Origin of the sequence: Duganella sp. S19_KUP01_CR8 (assembly GCF_036688705.1) — a bacterium.
GTDB lineage: Bacteria > Pseudomonadota > Gammaproteobacteria > Burkholderiales > Burkholderiaceae_D > Rugamonas.
The window spans coordinates 186,854-213,776 of record NZ_JAQQPR010000004.1; the positions used below are offsets into that span (position 1 = coordinate 186,854).

Sequence of the window (26,923 nt, forward strand, 5' to 3'; positions counted from 1 at the left end):
TCAGGCTTTCGGGCTTGGATGCCACAGTCGGTTGCTGAAGAACTTCTCGCGCATCAGCATCACCAGCGTGGCGCGTTTGTGCGGGAAGTCGAAGTCCTTGATGGCGGCGAAGCCCGAGCGTTCCAGGTTGCGCACCTGGCGCTGGTGGCTGGCCGCAGGCTCGCCGACGATGCGCTGGGTGCGCGGCTCGTCCAGGAACATGTAGTGCATCAGCGATGGCAACCAGGCGCTGATGAACTGCCCGCCCGAATAGGCGGCCTCCCCGACCAGCACATGCCAGCCGCGGTCGTAGTCGTCGGCGGCGTAGTAAGGCCCGAGGCGGTTCTCCTGCGACCAATACACTTCCATGTAACCGAACGGCACGCGGTCGAACTCGGCGATCAGCGGCAGCATGTGCGGATCGGCCAGGCGGCCGTTCAGGTAGGCGCGCTGGTAATCAAGGTCGCCTTCCTCCTGGAAGAACTGGGCCACGCGCGGATCGTTCATCCATTTGTGCATGGTGCCGAGGTCCTGCTCGACGCTGGCGACACGGAAGGCGATGCTCTGGCCCAGCCATGGGATGTAGCGCTCGTACACATAGCCCTGCGGCTTGGCGGGACGTTGCGGGTGCCAGCGTTCGCCGGTGCGTACATGGTTTTGCGGGTAGATGGCCGGCGCCTGCGGCAGCCAAAGTTGCGGCAGTTGCCACAACATCGCCGGCGATACGGTCAGCGACGGACCGGCCTCGCGGGCCACGCCGCTGCGCAGCAGGTCCGCCTTGATCTCGGGCCATTCGCCGGCATGCAGGCGGATGTTCGTCAGTTCGGCGCTGGAAGCGCTCAGCGACTCCAACGCGGCCAACAAGGCCAGTTGTAGCAAGGCCGGCGGCTGTGGTGCGCCGGATTTGCGTGCCAACCAGCATTCGTTGCCAAGGTCGACGTTCAGTTGCAGTACCGGCTGGCCGTTGCGGCTGACGGCCAGCGTGTCGGCGGCATGCACCACCTCCAGCGCCTGGCCGGACAGGATCGCGCTGCGGAATGGCGCGGATTTTACAGTGTCGTTCATGCTTTATCCTTCGTATAAATCGTATGGAGGAATGGCTGGCACCGTGTTACCACACGTAGCGGGCTGTGAGTTGGGCCTGGCGGCGGGCGGCGTAATTGCAGCTGCCGTCGGTCGAGCAGTTACCCAGATAAGTCTTGTCGGTCAGGTTGCTGACGTTGAGCGCGAAGTCCCATTGCCGATAGCGGTAGCCCAGCATGGCGTCGGCCAGGGTGACGCCGGCGTGTTCGAAGGTGTTGGCGTCGTCGCCGAACGTGGCGCCGGTGCGCCGAACGCCCGCGCCGGCGCGCCAGCCCTGGCCGAATGTGCGCTCGGCCCATGCGGCCAGGTTCACGCGCGGCACCAGCGATGGACGCTTGCCTTCGTTGCCGTCGTTGTTGCGGGTGATCTTGGCATCGAGTCCGGTCAGGGAGCCGTTGACTTTCCAGTTGTTGTCCAGTTTTGCTTCGGCCTCCAGCTCCAGGCCGCGCACGCGCACTTCGCCGCGCTGGATCTGGGCGCCGATGCCCACGTGATCCGGATCTGCGGTCAGCACGTTGCTCTTGCGCAGATCGAATACCGCTGCGGTGAACAGCGCCGGCCGATCCAACGGCGCCCATTTGACGCCCAGTTCGACCTGCTTGCCTTTCTCCGGCTCGAAATTGTGGCCGTCGAAGGTCTGGCCCATCACGGGACGGAACGAGGTGGCGTAGCTCAGGTAAGGCGATACGCCGTTCGGCGCCAGCCAGGTCAGGCCCAGGCGGCCGGTGGTGGCGTTGTCCTTCTGGCTGTTTTGCGCGGCGTTGAAGTAGTCGTCGTTGTCGATGCGGCTGCGGTCGCGGCGCAGGCCCGCCGTCAGCAGGTACTGGCCGTCGAACTTCATCTGGTTCTGGGCGTAGACGCCGGTCTGGCTCAGGGTGCTGCGCTTGTCCTCATACTTGTCCGGCACGCCGACCGCCTGGCCGTAGACCGGCGAGATCACGTCCAGCGTCGGCGCCTCGCCCAGGTAGTTCTGCCCTTCCTGCACGGCGCGGCTGTAGTCGATGCCGGCCACGAAGGTGTTGTCGATGGCGCCGAAGCGGCTGCTCCATTCAACATTCTGGTCGGCGGCGAAGACGCGCGCCTTTTGCTGCGCCGAGAAGTTGGCGCGGTCGATGGTACGCTCGTCGTCGTGCAGGCCGGTCATGTACAGGCTGTGGTAGTCGACCTTCTCGGTCGCATAGCGCAGGTTCTGGCGCACCTTCCAGGCTGGCGACAAACGCTTTTCAAACACGTAGCCGACGCTGCGCTGTTCGGTCTTGAAGTGATCGAGTCCCGGCTCGCCAACGAAGCGGTTGGCCGGGATCTGGCCGAATGGGCCGGTCTTCTGCGTGCCGATGGACGGCAAGTAGAAATTCGGCGGCACGTTATCGTTTTGCAGATAGGCGAGCAGCGTGAGCGTGGTGTCGGCGTCCGGATGCCAGGTCAGCGCTGGCGCGAAGTACTGGCGATTGTCCTTGGTGTAGTCGATGGCGCCCTTGGCTTCACGCGCCAGCATGGTGACGCGGTACAGCCATACGCCCTGCTCGTCCAGCGGCCCGCCCACATCGGCGGCGACCTGCTTGCGGTCGTAACTGCCGTAGCTCACTTCCACTTCGCGCAGCCGGGATGCGGTCGGCCGCTTGCTGACGGCGTTGACCATGCCGCCTACTTCCGCCTGGCCGTACAGGACGGAGCTCGGGCCGCGCAGCACTTCCAGGCTTTCCAATCCATACGGCTCCAGCGTGAAGCCGGTGAAGCCGCGCGTCGGCAGATTCAGGCCGTCGCGGAAAATGCCGTTGGAGCCGACTTCGAAGCCTCGTATCATGTATTGGTCGAAGCGCGGATCGACGCCGAAGCTCTCGGTCTGCATGCCGGCCGTGTAGCGCAGCGCTTGCGGTATGCCGGGCGCTTTTTGCGCATCCAGCCGTTCGCGGTTCAGCACCGAGATCGATTGCGGTACTTCGACGATGGGCGTGTCGCCCTTGCTGCCAGTGCTGCTGCGCTTTGCGATGACGTCAGCCTCGCCCTGCACGACGATGGTGGACAGGGTGGTTTCGGCCTCACTGGCGCAGGCGCCCAGGTGATAGCCGCCCATCAGCAGCATGGCGCCTGCTACGGCGCGGGCCAAAGGCGTGAGGTCTTGCTTGTTCAACTGGTGTCGCATCAGGTAAAGCTTTCTTCAAGTGGGTGAATGGTCATTTCAACGCTGAGTGCAAAGCTCTGGTGGAATTGCGGATCGGCGATGATGCTCAGGTGCGTGCTGCCGGGGATGGCGTGCACGCGTTCGACCTTGCTGGACTGTTTGCGCCAATCGATCACGTTCATCCCGCGCAGCAGCGAGTCTTCGGCGATCCATGCGTGGATGCGGCAATCGAGCGGCGCCAGCGTGTAGTCGCGGAAGACCAGCGCGTTTTCCATCAGCGTCCAGAAAATGTGTTCGCGGCTGCCGATCTCCGGACCGTCCAATGGCAATGGTTCCGGGCTGTTGTTCACGTAGTGCAGGAACTGGGTGTAGACGGTGGCGTCCATGCGGCCCAGCAGTTCCAGCCAGCGTTTGTGCATGGTGCTGACGGCCAGCCAGGCGTCGATGTCGTTTTGCAGGCTTAGTCGCAGCGACGGTTCCAGCGGCTTCTCGCCGCCGACCGCGAACTCCGCGTCAAGCGCGCAGACGTCGAGCATGCCGACAAAGCGCACATCGACGCTGTCACCCAGCAGGCGCGCCGCTTCGTAGGCCAGGATGCCGCCCCACGACCAGCCCAGCAGCATCACCGGCTGGCCGGCGCTCTGGCTGCGGATATGGTCGGCGTAGCGTGCCGCCAGCGCGGCGACGGCCAGCGGTTCGCCGTCGCCGCCGGACAGCGAGTGGCAGATAAAGCCGGTGGCCGGTTGGTCCGGGCCCAGGTAGTTCACCAGCGCCGTGTATTCCAGCGTGCTGACCAGCAGTCCGGGGAAGCAGTACAGCATAGGCTTGCTGCCGCCGCGCTGGAGGCACACGACTTCGCTGCCCGCCATATCCTGGTCGCTAAGCGCGCGGGCCAGGCTGGCGATGTCCGGGTAGTTGAACAGGTCGACGATGCCAAGGCCGTGATCCGGCAGCAGTTTGTCGAGCATGGTCAGCACGCGCAGTGCGCTGAGCGAATCGCCGCCCAGTTCGAAAAAGTTATCGGTGGCCCCGACCTGCTGTAGTTGCAGCACTTCCTGCCAGATCGCCACGAGCTGGCGTTCGATATCGGTGGACGGCGCCACCACTTCGCGCCGTTCCTGGGTCGGCAGCGGCAGCGCCTTGCGGTCGATTTTTCCGTTCGGCGTCAGCGGCAGGCTGTCGAGCATGACGACTGCGGCAGGCACCATATAGTCCGGCAGTTGCGCGGCAAGCCGGTGGCGCAGCGTGGCGCCGTCGATCACAGCGCCCTGCTCGGCCACGGCGTAGCCAACCAGCCTGGCGCCTTGCGGGGTCTGGTGCAGCACCACGACGGCCTCGCGCACCGATGCCAGCTTGCCCAGCGCCGCTTCAATCTCGCCCAATTCGATGCGGAATCCGCGCACCTTGACCTGGTGATCGAGGCGCCCCAGGTATTCGATGATGCCGTCGGCGCGCCAGCGCACCTGGTCGCCGGTGCGGTACATGCGCCCGCCGTCGGCCGTGAACGGGTCGGGGATGAAACGGTCTGCGGTCGCTGCGGCTTGCCCGTGGTAGCCGCGCGCCAGGCATGCGCCGCCTATATGCAGTTCACCCGCCACGCCGGGCGGCACGGGATTGAGGTCGGCGTCCAGCACATAGGCGCGGCGCGGGCCGACGGCGCGGCCTATCGGCGCAAACGCGCCATCGAAGCTGGCGCTGGCGGTGGTCTTCCACGCCAGTGGCGAGATCACCGTTTCGGTCGGGCCGTAGCCGTTGATCAGGCACTCGGGCGACAAGGCGCGCTTGAGTTGTTCGAAGGTGGCGCGGGGCATGCCCTCGCCGCCAAAGGACAACAGGCGCAGGGATGCCGCGTCGCTGCGGCCCTCGGCCCATTCGGCCAACTGCTGCACGTAGCTGGTGGGGAAACCGGCGTTGTTGACGCGGTGCTCGCGCATGGCGGCGTGGGTTTCGGCCGCGCTCCATAATGCGCCGCCGCGCAGCACCACGCAGCCGCCGACGATCAGCGGTACGATCCAGCGCTCGTGGGCGCCGTCAAAGCTGATCGACAGGAAGTGCAGCTCGCGCGATGCGGCGCTCATTTCGTACAGTTCCGCCGTGGCTTGGCAGTGCAGCGACAATGGCCCGTGCGCGACCGCCACGCCTTTGGGCTTGCCGGTGGAGCCGGAGGTGTAGATGATGTAGGCCATCTGCTGCGGCGATACGTACAGGTCCGGCGGGCTGTCCGGCAATTGGGACAGGTCGAGCGCATCGACCGCGATGGTGGCGCCGTTGGCCGGCGCCGGCAATTGGTCTTGCAGCGAAGCTTGGGTCAGCAGGCAGAAGACCGCCGCGTCTTCCAGGATGTATTCGATGCGCTCTTGCGGATAGGCCGGATCGATGGGCACCAGCGCGCCGCCGGCCTTGAACACCGCCAGCAAGGTGACGATCATGTCGACGCCCCTCTCCAGCGCCACGCCTACGCGGGTTTCCGCGCGCACGCCGATCGAGACCAGGTAATGCGCCAAGCGATTGGCCGCCGCGTGCATGGCCGCGTGGCTCAGGGAATCGCTGCCGCACACCAGTGCTTCGGCTTGCCCGTGCTGCGCTATTTTCTGCTCCATCAGCTGGTGTACCGGGACTGGCGCATAGCTGGCGGCCGGCCACGGAGAGCTCAGCTGCGCCAGCGCTTGCGCATCGACCAGCTGCAACTGGTCAAGCCGGGATTGCGGCGCGGCCAGCGCCTGCGCCAGCAGGGAAAGCGTCCGCTCCAGCAGCGCGCCAGCGGTGGAGGCGTCGAACAAGGCTGCGACATACGACAAGGCCAGCGCATAGCGGCCATCGACGCGCACGCTGGCGCGCAGCAGCAGGTCCACGCGCAGGGCCTGGTCTTCGTCTATCCTTAGCGCGACATCGCCCTTCAGACGGGCGTCATGTCCGCGCCAGACGTAAGCCACCTGGAACGGCAATTCGTGTTTTTGGAAACCGTCGGCATTGAGCCGTTCCAGCAGCTTCTCGAATGGCAGCGCGGCGTGTGCCAGATTGGCGGCATCTTCAACGCGCACCGCATCCAGCAACGCGGCAAAGCTCATGCCGCTGTCCAGCGCCAGGCGGGAGACGAGGATATTTTCGAACGGGCCGATGATGCTGTCCACCGCGGCCGGACGGCCGGCGTCGAACGTCGCCATACGCAGATCGGATTGCATGCTGTGGCGGTACATCAGGGTGGCGAATACGGCGCGCAGCACCTGCTCCGGATGCGCGCCGCTAGCGGCGCAGAACGAATCCAGCGCTTGGGACAAGGCGCCATCGACCACTGCGTCCACCTGCGCATCGGCATAGGTGCGCACCGCTGTACGCGGACGATCCAGAGCCAGCGCCAATGCTGGCGATCCGTCGGCCAGCTTGGTCATCCAATAGTCGTAGTCGGATGCCAGCGCGCCGGAACTCAGTTGCGCCAACTGGCGGGCCGCGTGCTGGTGAAAGGCCAACGATCCGATTGCCGGCAATGGCTCGCCGGCGATGCCGCGCAGGAGTTCATCGACCAGCTTCTCGACCGAGTTAACGTCGGCGACCATGCGATGCACGGCCAGGACCAGGGTCGAACCATTCAGCCAGGCTTTCATGCCAGGTTGGCGTTCCAGATCGAAGTCCTGGCGTTCGGACCAGCGGTCGTAGTCACCGCTGCGCTCCAGCAGAAGCGGCGCCGCGCTGCCAAGGCGCTGTTCGATGTCGCCCCAGGCCAGGCGGTGGAACGTGGTTTGCAAAATTGGATGGCGTGCCTGCAAAGCGGTCAGGCCATAGGCGATCAGCGCGCGGTCTACGGCTTTCGGCCAGCGCAATTCGATGCGGATGTGCAGGCGCTGGGTAGTCTGGCTCAGCTGGCTCAGGAACCACAGGCTGCGCTGGGCCGGCGAGACCAGCTCGATGGCGGCGTCGGATGGCAGTTTGTTACCCATGACGCAGCTCCCCGCCGGCCAGCGCCAGTTGAAGGCTGTGTTCACGCAGGTCTTGCCAGACGGTGTCGATATGCGCCAGGCACAGTTCGCGGGTGGCGCGGAATCCCGTCGCCAGCCAGCCCTCCGGCACCGGCCGTTGCGCCGGCCAGACCGAGTACTGCCGCTCGGCGTTGATGACTACTTCGTAAAGTCGTTCCTGTTGCATGCCCGCTCCCGATCCGCCGGACGCCAGCATGCCGCTGGTGTCAAGCAGTTAAAATTAACAATAGCATAATCAATGTGAATGATAATGACTATCATTTAGATTTGCAATAGCGATTTGAAATGCCACTGCCGGGTGTAGGGAATACGGATGAGGGTGCCGCGCGGCCGGGCTTACGTCGGTTCCGGCAATTTTCCGATCAGTTTGTCGAGGGTAAGTGGATAGTCGCGTACGCGCACGCCGGTGGCGTTGTAAACCGCATTGGCGATCGCCGCGCCGACGCCGCAAATGCCCAGTTCACCCACCCCCTTGGCCTTCATCGGCGACGAGATCGGGTCGGTTTCGTCGAGGAAGATGACGTCCTGGTGCGGGATGTCGGCGTGCACCGGCACTTCGTAGCCGGCCAGGTCGTGGTTGACGAAGAAACCGCCGCGCTGGTCGACCACCAGGTCCTCCATCAGCGCCGCGCCCGCGCCCATGGTCATGGCGCCGATCACCTGGCTGCGGGCTGATTTGGGATTGAGGATGCGCCCGGCGGCGCACACCGCCAGCATGCGCCGGATGCGTGTTTCACCGGTGGCCGCGTCGACCGCGACTTCGACGAAGTGGGCGCCGAAGGTCGATTGCTGGTACTTCTTGTCGAGGTCGCCGTATTCCATGAAGTCCTCGGCCACCAGTTCGCCATCGGCCGCCGCCTGCGCCAGCGGCGCCGTGCGACCGCCCGCGCGCACGGCGCTGTCGGCAAAGATGGCGTCGTCGGGATCCAGGCCAAGTTTTTGCGCCACCGCCTCGCGCAGTTTGACGCAGGCCGCGTACACGCCGGCCGTCGAACTGTTGGCGCCCCACTGCCCGCCCGAGCCGGACGACACCGGGAACGACGAGTCGCCCAGCTTGACGACCACGCTGGCCAGCGGCACGCCCATCATCTCGGCGGCGGTCTGGGCGATGATGATGTAGCTGCCGGTGCCGATGTCGGTCATGTCGGTTTCCACGGTGACCACTCCGCCGCGGTCCAGCCGCACGCGCGCGGCCGACTTCATCACCAGGTTGTTGCGGAAGGCGGCGGCCACGCCCATGCCGATCAGCCAGTGGCCTTCACGCAGCTTGCCGGGCTGGACGCTGCGCTTGCTCCAGCCGAATTGATCGGCGCCGGTGCGAAGGCATTCGACCAGCCGGCGCTGCGAAAACTTGCGGTCCTTGTTCTCGGGATCGGAGGTGGTGTCGTTGATGATGCGGAAGGTGACCGGGTCCATCTTCAGTTTCTCGGCCATCTCGTCCATCGCGATTTCCAGCGCCATCAGGCCCGGCGCCTCGCCCGGCGCGCGCATGGCGTTGCCTTCGGGCAGATCGAGCACGGCCAGCCGCATTTTAGTCATGCGGTTGGCGCCCGCGTACAGCAGCTTGGTCTGCTGCACCGCCGTCTCCGGACTGCCGCCCGGCAGGTTGCCGGACCAGCTCTCGTGGCCGATGGCGCTGATCTTGCCCTCGCGGCTGGCGCCGATGCGGACGCGCTGGATGGTCGCCGGCCGGTGCGTGGTGTTGTTGAACATCAGCGGCCGCTGCAGCGCCACTTTCACCGGGCGGTTCGCGGCCCGCGCGCCGAGCGCGGCCAGCAGCGCTTCGGCCCGCACGAACAACTTGCCGCCGAAGCCGCCACCGATGTAGGGCGACACCAGGCGCACGTTTTCCTTCGGTATTCCCAGCGTTTTGGCCAGGTCGCCCTGGCCCCAGGCGATCATCTGATTGGCGGTCCAGACGGTGAGCTTGTCGTCCTCCCATGCGGCGATGGACGCGTGCGGCTCCATCATCGCGTGGGCCTGGTCCGGGGTGGTGTAGCTGGCGTCCAGCCGCACCGGGGCCGAGGCATAGGCGCCTTCGAAGTCGCCGGTCTTGCTGTCCTTGTTGCCCTTGCCCTCGGGCAGGACGGCCTTGTCCTTGGCGGCGGCCAAGTCGTAGGCGCCCTTTTCCGCCGCATATTTCACTTTCACCAGCTGGGCGGCGGCGCGCGCCTGTTCGAAGGTTTCCGCCACCACCAGCGCCACCGCCTGGTGATAGTGCTGGATGTCCGGTCCGCCCAGCAGCTTGGCGGTATTCATCTTTCCCTTGCCGAGCTTGCCGGCGTTGTCGGCCGTGACGATGGCCAGCACGCCGGGCGCGCGCCGTGCGTCGTCCAGCGACATCGAACTGATGCGACCCTTGGCGATGCCGGCGCCGACCACGTAGCCGTAGGCGGCGTTGGGCGCGGCGGCGTGCTGCTCGTAGGCATACGGCGCGGTGCCGGTGGTTTTGTAGGGGCCATCGATACGGTCGACCGGCTTGCCGATGACCTTGAGCTGATCGATGGGATTGGTGGTGGCGGGCGTGGTGAACTTCATGTGTCAGCCTTTCTTCGCTTCCGCCAGCACCGCACCGAGCGTGCGCTGGACCAGGGTGATCTTGAAGGCATTGTCTGCCGTGGTTTTGGCGCCGGCCAGCAACTGCTCGGCAACCGCCTTGGCGCCTCGATGCATGGTCGCGTCCGCCGCCGGCATGCGCCAGGGCTTGTGCGCCACGCCGCCCAGCGCCACCCTGCCCGTGCCGTCCGGCTGGACAATGGCCGCCACCGAGATCAGCGCGAACGCATACGATGCGCGGTCACGCACCTTGCGGTAGATGTGCACGCCGCCCAGCGGTTTCGGCAACGTCACGGCGGTGATCAGTTCGCCCGGCATCAGCGCGTGCTCGATATGCGGCGTCGTGCCCGGCAGCCGGTGGAAATCGGCGATCGGAATGGTGCGCGCAGAGCCGTCCGGGCGCACCGTCTCCACGCTGGCGTCGAGCAGGTGCATGGCCACCGCCATGTCGCTGGGATGGGTGGCGATGCAGGACGCGCTGGCGCCCAGCACCGCGTGGTTGCGACTGTAGCCGCCGATGGCCGAACAGCCGCTGCCTGGCGCGCGCTTGTTGCACGGCTGGTTGGTGTCGTAAAAGTACGGGCAGCGGGTGCGCTGCAGCAGGTTGCCGCCGGTGGTGGCCTTGTTGCGCAGCTGCGCGGACGCGCCGGCCAGCAAGGCGCGCGACAGCACGCCGAAGTCGCGCCGCACGCGGGCGTCGGCAGCCAGATCGGTGTTGCGCACCAGCGCACCGATGCGCAGGCCGCCGTCGGAGGTGGCTTCGATCTTGTCCAGCCCGAGGCCGTTGACGTCGATCAGGTGGGCCGGCGTTTCGATTTCCAGCTTCATCAGGTCGAGCAGATTGGTGCCGCCGGCGATGAACCTGGCGCCCGGTACGCGTAGCGCGGCTGCCGCGGCCTCCGCAGGCGATTGTGCACGTTGGTAGCTGAAGACCTTCATGCGGTCCTCCCGGCTACTTCGGTGATGGCATCGATGATGTTGGAATAGGCGCCGCAGCGGCAAATGTTTCCGCTCATGCGTTCGCGCAGTTCGGCGGCGCTGAGCAGCGGCCGCGCGTTCAGGTCGGCGCTGACGTGGCTCGGTATGCCCTGCTTGATTTCCTCCAGCGCCGATACGGCCGAACAGATCTGCCCCGGCGTACAGTAGCCGCATTGGTAGCCGTCGTGCTTGATGAAGGAGGCCTGCATCGGGTGCAGCTTGTCCTTGTTGCCCAGGCCTTCGATGGTGGTGACTTTGGCGCCGTCGTGCATCACCGCCAGCGTCAGGCAGGAATTGATGCGGCGGCCGTCGACGATGACGGTGCAGGCGCCACATTGGCCGTGGTCACAGCCTTTCTTGGTGCCGGTCAGGTGCAAGTGCTCGCGCAGGGCGTCGAGCAGCGTGGTGCGGGTATCCAGACTCAGGCGCTCGGCCTTGCCGTTTACCTGGATGCTGAGTTTGGCAATATACGGGTCCGGATTCGGCACCATGGCCGGCTGGGCGCTTGCCATGGGCGGCACCGCGACGGCGGTGGCGGACAAGGCGCCTGCGATCATCAGATCGCGCCTCGCGTGGTTGATGTCGCTGAAGTCGTTCATGGGGTCGCATCCTTGGGCTGGTATCGGCGACCTCCATGGTAAACGTTTTCCATGGGAACAATGTTCGTTTGCCCACATTAGCGCTACAAATCGCGCACTTCTTCCTCGGTAAAGCCGGCTTTCAGGCGCGCCTCGATATTGAACGGGCCGCGCGGCGTCGGCGCCTTGTAGCGCACGGCCAGTTCGGCATAGGTGGCGCGTGGTTCCAGGCTGCGTTGCTGGCACAGGTAGTTGTACCAGCGGTTGCCGATCTCCACGTGGCCGACTTCGTCGCGCAAGATGATGTCGAGGATCGCTGCAGCGTCGCGGTCGCCGGCCTGGGCCAGCTTGGCGCGCAGCGGCGGAATCGCATCCAGCCCGCGCGCTTCGAGCGTGCGCGGCACCAGCGCCATGCGGGCCAGCACGTCCTCGGTAGTCTTGCCGACCATTTCCCACAGACTGTCGTGCGCAGGGAAATCGCCGTACTGGTAGCCCAGGGTTTGCAAGTGGGCTGCCAGCATCGCGAAGTGAGTCGCCTCCTCGGCGGATACGCGCAGCCAGTCGATGTAGTACTCCTGCGGCAGATCCGGGAAGCGCCACAGCGCATCGAGCGCCAGGTTGACGGCGTTGAATTCGATGTGGGCCAGCGCGTGGATCAGCATCGCCCTGCCCTCCACCGTCACCATCGAACGCCGTCCCACCGACAGCGGCGGCACCAGCTCCGGCTTGACCGGTCGCCCCGGAATGGCGCCCGACGGCACGATGGCGACAGCCGGATCCAGCCCGCACTCGCCTGCGAGCGATGCCGCCGCCATCGCAGCGACCGCCGTCACCTTGGCGCCGGGATCGTTCTCCAGCAGGCAATGTAACGCGTAGGCGCGTAACTCGGTTGGGATGGACATGGTGTTCCTTGAAGCTTGAAAAAGGACGCAGTGTAACAAATCCTTGTCGTGCCGCGGACGAACCGGGGTTCTGGATGATTGCGCCATGTACGAAGTCAAGCGCAGCGGCAAAAACAGATGCGAGGTGTATCAGTCCGGCATGGCTTGTGCACCAAGCTGACGGCTACCAGACCATTCGGCAAACTTTCCATTGCTTCGCCCAAAGGTTGAGGTTCTTCATGATTTTCTTTGCGGGTACCTCGGGTGTGGCAGCCTCGCCGATCGCTTTTACTACGACCGATAAGGGTGTTTCATCGAGCAAAGCCATCAAGTGCGGATGAAATTGCTCCGGTGCTTCGCCGGAGCGCAGCATCACCGATAGCATATCGGGGGTGATCACGTCGCGGTAGCTGGTACTGACACTGCGCGCGGCTATAGCAAGCGCGCTTTTCGGTCCGGTGGGCCGCACTGTCTCCATATCAAGGCCCAGAATATCCAGCACAGCCTTTAGTTTGGAGTAGCCGAGGTCCTTCAAGGTTCCGTTTTCCAGCTGATTGATGGTCACACGCGAAAGTCCGGAAAGTTTGGCCACATGCTCCTGCAGGAGGCCAGCCTGGATGCGTTTGCTCTGAATTTCGCTGCCGATCTGCGTCAAGTTCATTTGGATTGCCAATTAATGTTAAGTATATTTAACATTATAGTGCTGATTGCGGACATTCCAAGTAAAAGACAGCATGGGGTTTCTAGCTGACGGCCGACTCCAGCAAGGTGAGCGTCTGCTGCTCCGTGTCCAGCCTGGCACGCAGGCCGACGGGGAGCGTGAACTGGTGCCGGATGTGGCCGAAGGAGTAGCCGGCCACGGCTGGCCGGGGCAGCGGCAGCAGGTGCTGGTTGACAGTATCTTCCAGTGACAGCGCGCTTTCACCGTCCACGCCTTCGCAGTTTTCAAAGATGCCCAGCACGACGGCGGCGGCGTGACGGTAGCCTTGGCTGAGCTGGAGCTGCGTCATCATGCGGTCGATGCGGTAGGGTTCTTCATTGACTTCTTCCAGGTACAGGATGGCGTCCTTGAAATCGGCCGCGTACGGCGTGCCGGCCAGCGCGCTGACCAGCGACAGGTTGCCGCCGATGAGCCGTCCGGTAGCGACGCCGCCGTGCACCGTGCGCGGCGGCGGATTCTCGGTAGACATTGCTATCGTGTAGTTTGGTTGCGGCGCCATCAGCACGTTGCGCATCTGCTCCACCGAATAGTCGGAAAAAGTGGACGTGGCCACCGGTCCGTGGAAGGTCACCAGCCCTACCTGTTTGAGCAAGGCCAGATGCAGGCAGGTGATATCCGAATAACCGATCAGCACTTTGGGATGCGCGCGGATCAGCCGGTAATCGATATGCTCCAGCAGCGAGATGCAGCCTGAACCGCCGCGTACCGCCCACACCGCCTTGATTTCGGGATCAAGGAACATCGCGTGCAAATCCGCCAGCCGTTGCTCGACCGTGCCAGCGTAATTGCCGTAGACGTAGTGGATGTTGTCGCCCAAGCGCACCCGTAAGCCCAGCGATTCGATGTTCGCGATCGCTTGGGCCAACGCAGCATCATTGGTGTGGCCGCCGGGTGCGATCAGGCCGACCAGATCGCCCGGCTGCAAACGGCGCGGCTTTATCAATCGCATGGCTTTCCTCCCTGCCGGCGCGGCGCTGGCTGTGACCGGCAACGCGCCGCCGCCCAGCGCGGCGGCGGCCAGCAAGTGACCGAATCGCCGCCGGCCGTGGTCTGCGGACATTACAGGAACTTGTACTTGAGCAGTACGTTGAGCGCCCGTCCACGCGGATCGGCCACCCGTGGATCCCAGCCCGCGCCCACCACCTCATCCACATTGTGCGCGGTGAACGGTGGATCGGTATCGAGCAGGTTCTGGATGCCGAGCGTGATCGTCACGTTCTTGAAGCCGGTGTACGTCGCCGACAAATCGTACTTGGTGTACGCCTTCACGTTCGGATTGAAGCCCGGTGGCGGCGCCGCCTTGCCGCCGTCCGGCAGCTGGTCCTTGTAGCCGGAGCTGTAGCTTTGGATCAGCATGCCGCTCCAGTCGCCGCGCGACAGGCTCAGGCTGGCGTTGTGCTTCCAGCGCAGGTACAGGTCGCGCGTGTAGAAGTTGCCGACGTATTCCTGGTACGGCTGGCCTTCGATCTCGGCGAACTTGAAGCTCTGGGTATAAGTGCCGTCCAGGTTGAAGGCCCACTTGTAGCTGTCGAGCTTACCCTCGCCGCGCAGGCTCAGGTCGGCCCCGCGCGTCTTGGTGCCGGCCGCGTTGATCCAGCCGGCGTTGACGTAGGCGATGGTGTTGTCCGGATTGCGGATGATGTTCTGCGACAGCAGCGCCGCGTTGGCCAGCACGATCTGCGGCGTGCGGTTCAGGATGCGGTTCTGCGAGTTGATCGCCCAGTAGTCGATCGACGCCGAGTAGCCGCGCACCGGTTCGATCACCATGCCCAGGCTGCCCTGCTTCGAGGTTTCCGGCTTCAGGCTCGGATTGCCGCCGCTGAAGTAAGGCAGGCGCGCAATGGCGCAGAAGGCCGGATCGCCCGGATGGGTCGGGCAATAAACCGGATCGATGATGCCGTTCGGCAGTTCCTGCGACAGCCGGCCTGAATACAGTTGCGTGAAGCTCGGCGCCAGGAAGCCTTTGTTGGCCGAACCACGGAACACCAGCATGCCGTTCGGCTGATAGCGGAACGAGATCTTCGGATTGGTGGTCGAGCCGAAGACGCTGTAGTGGTCGCGGCGCAAGGCCAGTTGGGTTTCCAGTTCCTTGGTGATCGGAATAATCAGCTCGGTGTAGACCGCCTTGATGTCGCGGGTGGCCTCGTTCAACGCGGCGTTCCCTGGCGATAGCAGGATCTGCGTGGCATCGACATCCTGGGCGAAGTTATAACCTTCACGGCGCAGGTCGAAACCCACCGCCATCGACAACGGCCCGGACGGCAGCTGCCAGACTTCGCCGGACAGGTTGCCGTCCAGCTGGGTCAAGGTGGTTTTGCCGTGCTGGAAAGCGCCACGGAACTTGGTCGATTCGACCAGTTGCATGGCTTCCGGCGTCTGGGTCTGGCCGGCGGTCAGCCATGGATTGATGATGCCGGTAGCCAGCGCGGGAAAGATCTTGCTGGTGTAGCCGTAGCCGTCGAGCAGCGCGGTCTTGGTGCTGCTCTCGCCGTGCGACAGGCCGGTGCGGTAGTCCCACTTGCCGAGCAATACGCCTTCCGCGCCGATCAGCAAGCGGGCGTTGTCGGTGACGTTCTCCTGGACGCGGTTGCCCCACGCGTTGGCGCGCCATTTGTAGATGATGGGCTTGGTCTTGTCGAAGGTCGGAATGAAGGCCGACAGGTCCTGGTAATACGCGCCGCCGACCGGGTAGGCATTGCCGTTGGCCAGCGAGGTCTGGATCTGCACCGGGGTAAATTCCGCCGTGGCCTTGTTGTGGCCATACAGTGCTTCGACGAACAGCTTGTGCTCGGGACTGATTTGAAGCGTGCCGCGCGAGACCGCATTGAGGCGCTCGACCGGGACGCTGATGATGTAGTCGGCGCCGTAATCGTAGGCGCAGGAGTAGGTGCTGCGGGTCGCCGCCGTGACGTCCTTCCACAGCGCGGTCTGATACTGCGACATGCCGGGTATGGAATCGCACTTGCCCTGGAAGCTGAGCGGATTCGCCTGCAGATAGGTGGTGGGATCGCCCGGCCGCTTGAAGCCTGTGCCCAGCGCGGTGCCGGCGCCGGTCAGCTGGTTGGCGTATGGTGTGCCGGTGGTGTCCGGCGACAGGCCGCGCTCAGGCTGGAAGCCGTTGGCAAAGGTACGGTCGCGCGAGCTCAGCTTTTCGTTGTTGTCATAAGTGACGCTGCCCATGACGTTAAAGCCGTCGTTCTGCAAGGAGCCGATGCCGCCCAATAGCGACAGCCGGCGATTGGCGCCGCCGCCATGCTGGGCGAAGTTGTCGTTGAGCGAGACTTCGAGACCGTGGTAATCGGTGCGCAGGATGAAGTTGATGACGCCGCCGATGGCGTCGGTGCCGTAGATGGCCGAGGCGCCGTCCTTCAAGATCTCCACGCGCTGGATCGCGCCCAGCGGGATCGCGTTCAGGTCGACCGACTTGGCGCTGGCGCCGAAGGTGGCGATGCGGCGGCCATTTAACAGCACCAGCGTGCTGTTGGGTCCGAGCCCGCGCAACGACGCATACGAAGCGCCGCCGCTGACGCGGTCGGCATCGGCGCCGAACACGTTGTTCCCGGAAGTCATGTTGTCGGCGCCGGTGCCGTTGGCGGACAGGCTGCGGATCAGCTGCTCGGTGCTGGTGATGCCGGATTTTTCGATGGTGTCGTAGTTGATCACCTGGACCGGCAACGCGCCCTCCTTCGCCAGCCGCTTGATGCTACTACCGGTAATTTCCACGCGCTGCATGACGGCCGCGCCATCCTGTGCGAACACCGGACCCGCTGCCGGGGCGAACACGCCCATCAGCGCAATCATATGCGCCAGTTTTTTAACCTTCACGGTCTCTCCCTTTGGTGAATCTGAATTCTTATTTTTCCAGATTAGCGCCTTGCTTCCTTGACCAGCCAATGAAATTAGCTTTTGCCGCTATAACTTTTGGTCATGAAGTAGCGCTCTCCCCAGCAGCATGACAGCGGAGCGAACTTTCAGGAAAGATATTTGTATCTTTTAAGCCACATTTCCCGGGAATAAAGACTAGGCCAGCAGAGCGCGGGCGGCCTCGGCGATGCTGGCGGCCAGCTGGCTGGCGCCGTGGGACAGCGGCGCATGGGCCGGCGTCAGCAGATACAGCTGGATCGGGATTTCCGGCGCCCACGGCCGGCTTTGCAGGCGTCCCCGTCCGGATGCCGCGGTGAAGGGATCGACCACCGCCATGCCGCCGCCGGCTTCCACCAGCGAGCGGGCGATCTGGTAAGTCTGCACGACGGTGTGGAAATGCGGCGTGATGCCTTGCGCTTCGCAGGCCGCCAGCACCTGATCGCCGAGCGGGTCGTTGTCCGCGTAGCCGATCAATTCGCCTTCCAGCGCCGGCGCCGTGAACGGTTGCGCGGTTTGCGCGGCGGACCAGCGGCCAAGCGGCGCGATCACCGTCATCACGCCCTGCGCGATCGGCTCGGCGACGATGCCGGGATGGCGCGGGTCCTGCAGCGACAGGCCGAGGTCGGCCTCGCCCAGGCGCAGGGTGTTGACGATTTCGCTGGTGTGGTGGGTCGCCAGTTCGCAGCGGGTGTCGGCGAAGGCGCGGCGCCAGTTGCTCATCGCCTGCGGCAGCACGCTGGCGGCCACGGTCGGTGTCGACACCAGGCGGATGGTCTCCACCGCGCGGCCCTTGAGGCTGGCCGCCAGGCGGCGTATGCCTTGCAGGTCGCGGTTCAGTTTTTCGGTTTCGGCGAACAGGCGGTGGGCTTCCGGCTTCGGATACAGCTTGCCGCGCACGCGCTCGAACAGCGGCATGCCCAGCTGCAGTTCGCAGTGCTGCAGGACTTTGGTGACGGCCGGCTGCGAGATGTGCAGCACCTGTGCTGCGCCGCTAATGGTGCCGACTTGCATGATCGCGTGAAAAACTTCTATGTGACGCAGCCGCATCTTCCTCTTTCGCTATGACGATGCGCTACTGTAGCAGGAGTGCCGCCCGGACGCTGCCATCACTTTGGTCGAGCAATGCACGCGCCCGCGCCACCGGGATCTGGCGCAACAGCACCACGATCGCCGCCTTGACGTGGTAATCGCATTGCTCCAGCACGAAACCCGCGCTGGCTTCATCGGCGCCGGTGGCGTGCATGGTCAGCGCCACGGCACGGCGCAGCAGCTTGGCGTTGGAGGCCTTCATGTCTACCATCAGGTTGCCGTAGACCTTGTGCAGCCGCACCATGATGGCGCTGGAGATGGTGTTGAGCACGATCTTCTGCGAGGTGCCAGCCTTCAGGCGCGTGCTGCCGGAGATGACTTCCGGTCCGGTATCAAGCGTGATGCCGAACTCGGCCCGCGCGGCAACCGGCGCATCGATGTTGTTGGCGATGCCGATGGTCAGTGCGCCGGCGGTGCGGGCGGCGTCCAGCGCCCCCAGCACATAGGGTGTGCTGCCGGAAGCGGCCAGCAGGATGACCACATCGTCGGGCTGCGGCAGCAAGGCCGCCAGGTCAAGGAAGCCTTGCTTGCTGTCGTCCTCCGCGCCCTCCACCGCCTTGAACATGGCGCCCTTGCCGCCGGCTAGCAGTGACAAGGCGCGTTCATGCGGCCACGAAAATGTCGGATGCAATTCCACCCCATCCAGCACCCCGAGCCGGCCCGAAGTGCCGGCGCCGACGTAGATCAGCCGTCCGCCGGCGGCGATGCGCGGTACTGCTGCCTCGACCACGGCAGCGATCACGTCGGCCGCGGCGCGCACCGCGGCGACGGCGTTGAGCTGGTCGTCGATCAGCGTATCGACCAGCGAGGCCACCGGATACTGATCCAGGCCGGCATGTTCCTGACTGGGGGTTTCGGTTTTAAGCATGTTGAAAGTGTAAGCTTGAACCTCGCCACGCAGTCATGAAAGCTTGCCGGGCACTCATTCCGAAAAGTTATACGGCAAGAGCTGGTTTTCATTGGCAGGCGGCCTCCGCGCACAGTATTCTTGGCCATCGAATCTATTTATTGGGCCAACATGAAACGCGAAATGCAGGCCTTGATGGGAATGTTGTTGATGGCGGGCGCCAGCGGCGGCGGCGTGGCCGCGTCGCTGGACCAGGAACTTGCCGCCATTGCCGCCGACCAGGCGATGCCGCTGGCCAGCCTGTCGGTGCTGGCTGTGCGCGGCGGCAAGGTGCAGTACCAATATCAAACCGGCCAGCGCCGCATCGGCCCAGCGGCCGCGCCGGCCAATGCCGACACGATGTACCGCATCGCTTCGATCTCCAAGATGATGACCACTTTCGGCGTGATGCGGCTAATCGAGCAGCATCAGCTGGAGCTGGATACCGACGTGAGCCGGTATCTCGGTTACGCGCTGCGCAATCCGCACTTCCCCGATCAGGCGATCACCTTGCGCATGCTGCTGACGCATACCTCGTCCTTGCGTGACGACGCCGGCTACTTCTGGGGCGCGGACGTCGCCATCCGCGACAAGCTGACCAGCGCCACGGCCGGCATGTGGGCGGGCGATCACGGCCCGGGCGGCTACTTCACGTACACCAACCTGAACTGGGGCGTGATCGGGACCATCATGGAGAAAGTCAGCGGCGAGCGTTTCGACCGCTTGATGAAGCGCTTGCTGCTGGAACCGATGGGCCTGCGCGGCGGCTATAACCCGTCCGAGTTCTCCGCCGCTGAGATCGACAACGTGGCGACGCTGTACCGCAAGCGCACCGTCGATACCGAGGTCTGGAATCCCGACGGTCCGTGGATCGCCCAGGTGGACGACTACGGTGTTCGGCCGCCTGCTGCGCCTGCCGGCATCGCCAGCTACGTCGTCGGCAACAACGGCACGCTGTTCAGTCCGACCGGCGGGCTGCGCATCTCGGCCGCCGACATGGGCAAGATCATGCTGATGCTGACCAACCACGGCCGCTATCAGGACCGCCAGATTCTTCAACCCGAATCGGTGGCGCTGATGTTCAGCCAGCAGTGGAAACACAACGGCAGCAACGGCGATACCTATCGCGGCCTGTATCACAGCTGGGGTTTGGGCAGCCAGCGTTTCGATGACAAGCGCCTGGTTGAGGGCGGTGGCTTCAGCGCCAGCGGCCATCTGGGCGAGGCATATGGTTTGATTTCCACCTTCGTCGTCGATCTGCAGCACGGCAATGGCATGGTGTCGCTGATCGGCGGCACCGGCGCCGACCCGGACAGCAATCCCGGCCGCTATTCGGCGATGACGCGTAGCGAAGAGCGCATCCTGACGGCGCTGTATCGTCACGTTATCCTCGGTCGGTGACCCGATGAGCGAGGTGATCGTCATCGGCGGCGGCGTGGTGGGCTTGACCTCGGCATGGTGGCTGGCCGAGGCTGGCTATCGCGTGACGCTGGTCGAGCGTGAGGCCGAGGTCGGTAGCATGGCCAGCTACCGCAACGGCGGGCAGCTCAGCTATCGCTATGTGTCGCCGCTGGCCGATGCCGGCGTGCCGTTGAAGGCTTTGCAGTGGCTGTTTCAGCCGGATGGTCCGCTGCGCTTCCGGCTGGAGGCGGACTGGCGACAATGGCGCTGGATCGCGCAATTCCTCGGCAACTGCAATGCCGCCGCCAACCGACGCACCACCGCCACGCTGCTGCAACTTGGGGACCTGAGCCGCCATGCGATGAACGAATTGTCGCTGCACGTGCCGCTGTCCGACTTCGCCTGGCGGGATGCTGGCAAGCTGGTGGTGTATCGCAGTGCGCGGCTGTTCGAGCACGCTGCCATGCTTGCCGCCGCCGACGCCGAAGTGTTGACGCCGGCCGCCACGGCATTGCGCGAGCCCGCGCTGGCGGCGTTGCAAGGCGATCTGGCGGGCGGCATTTTCAATCCCGGCGAGGCGGTGGCGGATTGTCACGCGTTCTGTGTGAAGCTGATGCAGCGCCTGGAAAGCCATCCCAATTTTAAGGGCGTTCTGCATCGCGATGTGACCGGGATACGTACCGATCGCGGCAAGGTGGCATGGTTGTGCACCGCAGCCGGCCCGCTTCGCGCCGACCATTTCGTGCTGGCCGCAGGCATCCAGAGCCGCGATCTCGCGGCAAGCGCCGGCATCTATCTGCCGCTGTATCCGCTCAAAGGCTACAGCCTGACTGCGCCGATCCGCGCGGACGATGTCGCGCCGGAGATCAGCGTGACCGACTTTGAACGCAAGGTTCTGTATGCGCGCATCGGCTCGCAATTGCGCGTGGCGGCGATGGTGGACATGGTGGGCGCCGATACGCGCATCAATCAGCGTCGCGTGCAGGGACTGGTGCGCCTGGCGAAGGAAGCCATGCCTGGCGCAGCCGACTACGACCGTGCCGACGCGTGGGCTGGCTTGCGTCCCGCGACGCCGAGCAGCGCGCCCATCATCGGCGCCACGCGCTACGGGAATCTGTGGCTGAATGTGGGGCACGGCCCGCTGGGATTCACGTTTGCCTGCGGCACGGCCAGCCTGCTGGCGGGCATGCTGCGTGGCGCGTCGTCGCCCATCGCGCTGGATGGGCTGACCCTGCGTGCCCGTCATTCCCGCGCAAGCGGGAATCCATACTGATTAGCCCAGCCGGCTCAGCATGGGTTCCCGCTTGCGCGGGAACGACGGGTTAGCGGTGTTGGAACAAGCGCAGGATGCTGGAGAAATCTTCCTGCCCGTGGCCTTGCTGTTGGTGCAGTTGATACAGCTGACGCGCCAGGCTGCCCAGCGGCGTGACCGCCTGCGCCGACTGCGCGGCCTGCTGCGCCAGTCCCAGGTCTTTCAGCATCAGCGCGGTGCCGAAACCGCCTGCATAGCCGCGAGACGCCGGCACATTGTCCATCACGCCGGGCCACGGGTTGTACAGCTCCAGCGCCCAGTTGCGGCCCGAACTCTTGGCCATGATATCCGATAGCACTTTCGGATCGAGACCGTGGGAGACGCCCAGGTTCAAGGCTTCCGAGGTACCCGCCATCAGTATCCCCAGCAGCATGTTGTTGCAGATTTTTGCGACCTGTCCGGCGCCCGGGCCGCCTGCGTGGAAGATGTTCTTGCCCATTTGCTCCAGCACGGGACGGGCGCGCTCCAGCGCCTCCGGCTCGCCACCGACGATGAACGTCAACGTACCGGCAGCCGCACCGGCAGTGCCGCCCGAGACCGGCGCATCGATCATCGCCAGGCCCAGCTTGGTTGCGGCTGCTGCCACCTCGCGTGCGGCATCGGCGGCGATGGTACTGCAATCGATGAACAGCGCGTTCGGCGCGGCGTTGGCCAGGATGCCCTGCTCGCCCAAGTACAACTCGCGCACATGACGGTCGGCGGGCAGCATGGTGATGACCACATCGGCCTCGCGCACCGCTGCGACGGCCGATGCGGCAGCGCGCGCGCCTGCGCTGTGCAGGTTTTCCATGGCTGCGGCTGACAGGTCGAACACCGACACCGTGCGGCCCGCGCGCAGCAGGTTGTGCGCCATCGGCGCGCCCATATTACCCAGTCCGATAAAAGCGATATGCATCTTGTCTCCTTGTTAGTTTAAGTCTGCCAACGGATGCTGCGGGCCCGGCGCCACGAAGAATTCGCCGACCCTGGCTTGCGCCTCGTCCAGCGTGGACGGCGACCATTGCGGTGCGTTGTCCTTTTCAACCAGCAGCGCCCGCACGCCTTCCGCGAAATCCGGATGGGCGCAGCATTGCAGGGCGACCACCAGTTCAAGGCGGAACACATCGGCCAGGCTGAGGTGGCGGCTGCGCTGCTGCATCTCCCACACCAGCGCCACCGACGATGGCGCGCCCTTCGCCAGCGCCGCAACAGCGCGTTGCAGCCAGACTGAATCACCCTGATAGCCGGTGATGGCGGCCACCACCTCGCTCAACTCGCGGCTGGCGGTCATCGCAGTGATGGTATCCCAGTTCTGGCGCAGCTCCGATGCCGGCAGCGTTTCCGGCGCCAGGCTCAGCGAGCGCAGCAGGCGGTCCACCACCACGGCGGGATCGGCGGTCCATTCAGCGGCGCACAAGGCTTCGACGACGTCCGCGCGTTGTTCTTGCGGCAGGAAATAGTCGCCCAGGCCGGTGAACAGCGCGTCATGTGCGTTCAGCGAGGCGCCGGTGAGTCCAAGAAACAAGCCGCTGCGGCCCGGCATGCGCGGCAGGAACCAGCTGCCGCCGACGTCCGGGAACAGACCGATGGTAATTTCCGGCATGGCGATGCGAGTGGTCGGCGTGACCACGCGATGGCTGGCGCCGGCCAACAGACCCAAGCCGCCGCCCATGACGATGCCGCCGCCCCAGACCACCAGCGGTTTCGGGTAGGTGTGGATCAGATGATCGAGCCGGTATTCCTCGCTGAAGAACGCCTGCGCCTGCTGGTTGGGCATGGCGCCGGGTTCGGCCAGGATGGCGTTGCGCAGCGTGCGCACGTCGCCGCCGGCGCAGAAGGCCTTGTCGGTGCTCGATTGCAGCACGACGCAGGCGATCGCATCGTCCTTGGCCCAGTCCTGCAAGGCGATGTAGAGCATGCGTATCATGTTCAACGTCAACGCGTGCAGCGACGACGGGGCGTTCAGCGTGGCGACGCCGATGCGCTTGCCGTCGGCCGCCGCGCGCGCTTCGAGCAACACGGCCGGTGCGTTTTCCATGGTGGCAGTATCACGCATTGGACCACCGTGCGGCACGTTTTTCCAGGAACGCTTGCACGCCCTCTTTCTGGTCCTGCGTGTCGAACAGGTCGACGAAGCGCTCGCGTTCCTGCGGCAACATGTGCTGCGGCGGCAGGCTGCGCGCGCCCTGGATCAGCGCCTTGCAAGCAGTGACGCTGCTCGGGCTCTGGCGCCACGATTTTTCCGCCAGCGCCAACGCGGCATCCAGCACCGTGCCGGTGGCGACCACTTCTTCCACCAGGCCGATCGCCAACGCGCGCTGCGCGTCGATGCGTTCGCCGCACAGGATCATGCGCTTGGCCCAGCCTTCGCCGACCAGCCACGACAATTGTTGCGTACCGCCGGCGCATGGCAGCAGGCCGACCGCAGCTTCAGGCAAGGCCATCTGTGCGTGTTCTTCGGCGATGCGGATGTCGCACGCCAACGCGCACTCCAGCCCGCCGCCCATGGCGTAGCCGTTGATGGCGGCGATGCTGACGCCGCGGAAGCCGGACAGCGCCTCGAACGCCTTGCCGAAGCGCTGCGCCATCGCGCGCGCCACGGCCTTGTCGCCGTCGGCGAACAACTTCAGGTCGGCGCCGGCCGAGAAGAACTTGGCGCCGCCACCGGTGATCACCAGCGCGTAGATGTCGCGTTCGGCGTTCAGGTCGGCCACCAGTTCGGCCAGGGCCGCCAGGCTTTCCAGCGTCCACGTATGGGCAGGCGAGTTGTCGAGCGTGACGACGGCCGTGTGCTGGCGTCGTTCCACTTGCAGGTTTGCGTAGGTTTTATTCATTTGATATTCTCCGTTGCGCCTTCGCGCAGGATGGCCCTGCCGACGATGAGGCGCATGATTTCATTGGTACCTTCGAGGATTTGATGCACCCGCGTGTCGCGCACGTGGCGCTCCAGCGGATACTCGCGGATGTAGCCGTAGCCACCGTGCAGTTGCAGCGCTTCGTTGGCGACGGCGAAACCGGCGTCGGTGGCGAAGCGCTTGGCCATGGCGCAGTAGACGCTGGCGTCGGGACTTTCCTGGTCCAGCTTCCACGCGGCCAGCCGCACCATCTGGCGCGCGGCGACCAGCTCGGTCACCATGTCGGCCAGCTTGAATTGCAAAGCCTGGAACTGCGCCAGTTCGCGACCGAACTGGATGCGTTCCTTGATGTAGCTGCATGCCCGCGCCAGCGCCGCCTGCGCCGTGCCGACCGAACAGGCGGCGATGTTGATGCGGCCGCCGTCCAGTCCCTTCATCGCGATGGCGAAACCCTGGCCCGGCTCGCCGAGCAGGTTGGCCGCCGGGATCGTCACGTTGTCGAAGTGGATGGCGCAGGTGGGCTGGCTTTTCCAGCCCATCTTCTCTTCGTTCTTGCCGAAGCTGATGCCCGGCGTGTCGGCCGGGACCGCGAAGGCCGAGATGCCGGAGGCGCCATCCATGCCGGTGCGCGCCATCACCACCAGCAGGTCGGTGCTGCCGGCGCCGGAGATGAAGGCCTTGCTGCCGTTGAGCACGTAGCGCTCGCCCTGACGTTCGGCGCGGGTGCGCAGCGAGGCGGCGTCCGAGCCGGCCTGCGCTTCGGTCAGGCAGTAGCTGGCCAGCGCCTGGCCGCTGGCGAGGCGCGACACCCATTGCTCGCACACGGCCTGGCCGCCCCAACGCGCCACCATCCAGGTCGCCATATTGTGGATCGACAGGTAGGCGGTGGTGGAGGTGCAGCCGGCGGCCAGCTCTTCGAAGATGATGGACGCTTCCAGCCGCGACAAGCCGAGCCCGCCCAGATGCTGCGGCGTGTACAGCCCGCAGAAGCCGAGCTCGCCCGCCTTGGCCAGCGTGTCGCGGCAGAAATGGCCGTCGGCATCCCAGCGCGCGGCGTTGGGCGTGAGCTCGCCGTCGGCAAACTCGCGCGCCGCCTGCTGGAAGGCTTGCTGCTCTTCGTTGAGCGCGAAGTCCATGCTCATTACTTCAGGCTGATGGTGGTGTTGACCTGGCCGACCGACGCCGCGTCCGCGAACCAGCGCTGGGTGATGGTCTGGGTTTGGGTGTAGAACAGCACCACTTGCTTGCCGTACGGGCCCAGGTCGCCCAGCTTGGAGCCGCGCGAGCCGGTAAAGCTGAACAGTGGGACCGGCACCGGAATCGGCACGTTGATGCCGACCTGGCCGACGTCGATGTCTTCCTGGAACTTGCGCGCGGCGGCGCCGCTTTGGGTGAACAGCGCTGTGCCGTTGCCGTTCGGGTTGGCGTTGACCAGGGCGATGGCTTCGTCCAGCGTGTCGGCCTCGACGACGATCAGCACCGGTCCGAAGATTTCCTGGTCATACACCGCCATGCCGGGCTTGACGCCGGACAGGATGGTCGGGCCGATGAAGTTGCCGTTCGGGTAGCCGTCGACCTTGATGGCGCGGCCGTCCAGCGCCAGGTGGGCGCCCTGCTCCAGGCCCTTGCCGATCAGCGCCAGCACGCGCTCCTTGGCGGCGCAGGAAATGACCGGACCAAGGTCGGGATTGTTCTTGCCGGCGCCGACCGACAACGCGCCGGCCTTTTGCACCAGCTCAGGCAGCCAATCACGCGCTGCGCCGACCAGCACGGCGACGGAGGCCGCCATGCAGCGTTGGCCGGCCGCGCCGAAGCCCGCGCCCAGCAGCTGGTTCAGCGTTTGCTCCTTGTTCGCATCCGGCAGGACGACGGCGTGGTTCTTGGCGCCCATCATGCACTGGGCGCGCTTGCCGGACAGCGTGGCGCGTTCATACACATGCTTGCCGACGTGGCTGGAGCCGACGAAGGAAACGGCGCGGATATCGGGATTGTCGCACAGCGCGTTGACGACTTCTTCGCCGCCATGCACCACGTTCAGCACGCCGGCGGGAATGCCGGCTTCCAGCGCCAGCTTGACCAGCTTTACCGTCACCAGCGGATCCTGCTCGGAAGGCTTGAGCACGAAGGTGTTGCCGCAGGCGATGGCCATCGGGAACATCCACAGCGGAATCATGGCCGGGAAGTTGAACGGCGTGATGCCTGCGCACACGCCCAGCGGTTGCAGCACGCTGTAGGTGTCGACGCCGCCGGCCACGTTCTGCGCGAACTCGCCCATTTGCAGCGAGCCGATGTTGGCGGCGTGCTCGACCACTTCCAGGCCGCGGAAGATGTCGCCCTCGGCGTCGAGCAGGGTCTTGCCTTGTTCGGCGGTCAGCGTGGCGGCCAGGTCGGCCATGTTTTCACGGATCAGTTGCTGGTACTTGAGGAAGATGCGGGCGCGGGCGCCGATCGGCGTCTTGCGCCAGGTCTTGAAGGCGCGTTGGCCGGCGGAGACCGCCTGCGCCACTTCGTCCACGGTGGCAAACGGCACGCGGGCCAGCACTTCCTGGGTGGCGGGGTTGACGACGTCGCGCCAAACGGTGGTGCGGGATTCGACCCATTCGCCATTAATCAGCAAGGGTACGGTGGGGATAGCTGCGGTCATCGTCGGTCTCCTGGTGGTGTT

The 26,923-nt window shown here is 65.1% G+C and carries 20 protein-coding genes; 2 read left to right on the forward strand and 18 right to left on the reverse strand.

Going from position 1 to position 26,923, the window contains the following annotated elements:
- From V6M89_RS05915 to V6M89_RS05975, 13 genes are all read right to left on the reverse strand, one after another.
- On the reverse strand, positions 1–1,044 hold the full coding sequence (locus V6M89_RS05915; protein WP_332852328.1) for a GNAT family N-acetyltransferase: 1,044 nt from the start codon (positions 1,042–1,044) through the stop codon (positions 1–3).
- Between the two features lie 46 nt (positions 1,045–1,090).
- Positions 1,091–3,193, reverse strand: a complete 2,103-nt coding sequence (locus tag V6M89_RS05920; RefSeq protein ID WP_332852329.1) for a TonB-dependent siderophore receptor — start codon at positions 3,191–3,193, stop codon at positions 1,091–1,093.
- Between the two features lie 11 nt (positions 3,194–3,204).
- Positions 3,205–7,119, reverse strand: a complete 3,915-nt coding sequence (locus tag V6M89_RS05925; protein WP_332852330.1) for an amino acid adenylation domain-containing protein — start codon at positions 7,117–7,119, stop codon at positions 3,205–3,207.
- Entirely contained in the window at positions 7,112–7,324 is a 213-nt protein-coding gene (locus tag V6M89_RS05930; RefSeq protein ID WP_332852331.1) for an MbtH family protein, read from the reverse strand. The genes V6M89_RS05925 and V6M89_RS05930 overlap by 8 nt, the downstream gene beginning before the upstream one ends.
- 170 nt (positions 7,325–7,494) lie before the next feature.
- A complete protein-coding gene (paoC, locus tag V6M89_RS05935) occupies positions 7,495–9,696 on the reverse strand; it encodes an aldehyde oxidoreductase molybdenum-binding subunit PaoC (RefSeq protein ID WP_332852332.1) in 2,202 nt (733 codons plus the stop codon).
- A gap of 3 nt (positions 9,697–9,699) precedes the next feature.
- The gene (locus V6M89_RS05940; protein WP_332852333.1) at positions 9,700–10,653 is read right to left on the reverse strand and encodes an FAD binding domain-containing protein; all 954 of its coding nucleotides are present in this window, start codon (positions 10,651–10,653) and stop codon (positions 9,700–9,702) included.
- Positions 10,650–11,291 (reverse strand): aldehyde dehydrogenase iron-sulfur subunit PaoA, encoded by a 642-nt coding sequence (gene paoA, locus V6M89_RS05945; protein ID WP_332852334.1) that lies wholly within the window; start codon positions 11,289–11,291, stop codon positions 10,650–10,652. Before paoA ends, V6M89_RS05940 begins: the two co-directional genes overlap by 4 nt.
- A gap of 83 nt (positions 11,292–11,374) precedes the next feature.
- A complete protein-coding gene (locus tag V6M89_RS05950; protein WP_332852335.1) occupies positions 11,375–12,172 on the reverse strand; it encodes a ferritin-like domain-containing protein in 798 nt (265 codons plus the stop codon).
- A gap of 163 nt (positions 12,173–12,335) precedes the next feature.
- Positions 12,336–12,812 carry a helix-turn-helix domain-containing protein gene (locus V6M89_RS05955; protein WP_332852336.1) on the reverse strand — a complete coding sequence of 159 codons (477 nt, stop codon included), beginning with the start codon at positions 12,810–12,812 and terminating at the stop codon, positions 12,336–12,338.
- An 82-nt stretch (positions 12,813–12,894) separates the two neighbouring features.
- Complete coding sequence (locus V6M89_RS05960) at positions 12,895–13,932, reverse strand: S66 peptidase family protein (protein WP_332852337.1); 1,038 nt, start codon at positions 13,930–13,932, stop codon at positions 12,895–12,897.
- Positions 13,932–16,697: a TonB-dependent receptor gene (locus tag V6M89_RS05965; RefSeq protein ID WP_332852338.1), complete on the reverse strand. Its 2,766-nt coding sequence runs from the start codon at positions 16,695–16,697 to the stop codon at positions 13,932–13,934. Before V6M89_RS05965 ends, V6M89_RS05960 begins: the two co-directional genes overlap by 1 nt.
- Before the next feature lie 195 nt (positions 16,698–16,892).
- Positions 16,893–17,783: a LysR family transcriptional regulator gene (locus V6M89_RS05970; protein WP_332852339.1), complete on the reverse strand. Its 891-nt coding sequence runs from the start codon at positions 17,781–17,783 to the stop codon at positions 16,893–16,895.
- Between the two features lie 25 nt (positions 17,784–17,808).
- A complete protein-coding gene (locus V6M89_RS05975; protein WP_332852340.1) occupies positions 17,809–18,693 on the reverse strand; it encodes an N-acetylmuramic acid 6-phosphate etherase in 885 nt (294 codons plus the stop codon).
- A 150-nt stretch (positions 18,694–18,843) separates the two neighbouring features.
- On the opposite strand from V6M89_RS05975, the gene V6M89_RS05980 reads away from it, so the two are divergent.
- On the forward strand, positions 18,844–20,112 hold the full coding sequence (locus tag V6M89_RS05980) for a serine hydrolase domain-containing protein (protein ID WP_332852341.1): 1,269 nt from the start codon (positions 18,844–18,846) through the stop codon (positions 20,110–20,112).
- 4 nt (positions 20,113–20,116) lie between these two features.
- Positions 20,117–21,385, forward strand: coding sequence for a D-amino acid dehydrogenase (locus tag V6M89_RS05985; RefSeq protein ID WP_332852342.1), 1,269 nt, complete (start codon positions 20,117–20,119; stop codon positions 21,383–21,385).
- Positions 21,386–21,434: 49 nt separating this feature from the next.
- On the opposite strand, the gene mmsB is transcribed toward V6M89_RS05985, so the two are convergent.
- Genes mmsB through V6M89_RS06010 form a run of 5 tightly spaced genes read right to left on the reverse strand, consistent with a single transcriptional unit; the run spans position 21,435 to position 26,902 of the window.
- Positions 21,435–22,319 carry a 3-hydroxyisobutyrate dehydrogenase gene (gene mmsB / locus V6M89_RS05990; protein WP_332852343.1) on the reverse strand — a complete coding sequence of 295 codons (885 nt, stop codon included), beginning with the start codon at positions 22,317–22,319 and terminating at the stop codon, positions 21,435–21,437.
- 12 nt (positions 22,320–22,331) lie between these two features.
- A complete protein-coding gene (locus V6M89_RS05995; RefSeq protein WP_332852344.1) occupies positions 22,332–23,459 on the reverse strand; it encodes an enoyl-CoA hydratase/isomerase family protein in 1,128 nt (375 codons plus the stop codon).
- Positions 23,452–24,237, reverse strand: a complete 786-nt coding sequence (locus tag V6M89_RS06000; RefSeq protein ID WP_332852345.1) for an enoyl-CoA hydratase — start codon at positions 24,235–24,237, stop codon at positions 23,452–23,454. Before V6M89_RS06000 ends, V6M89_RS05995 begins: the two co-directional genes overlap by 8 nt.
- On the reverse strand, positions 24,234–25,394 hold the full coding sequence (locus tag V6M89_RS06005) for an acyl-CoA dehydrogenase family protein (RefSeq protein WP_332852346.1): 1,161 nt from the start codon (positions 25,392–25,394) through the stop codon (positions 24,234–24,236). The genes V6M89_RS06000 and V6M89_RS06005 overlap by 4 nt, the downstream gene beginning before the upstream one ends.
- Positions 25,395–25,399: 5 nt before the next feature.
- A complete protein-coding gene (locus V6M89_RS06010; RefSeq protein WP_332852347.1) occupies positions 25,400–26,902 on the reverse strand; it encodes a CoA-acylating methylmalonate-semialdehyde dehydrogenase in 1,503 nt (500 codons plus the stop codon).
- Positions 26,903–26,923 lie beyond the last annotated feature (21 nt).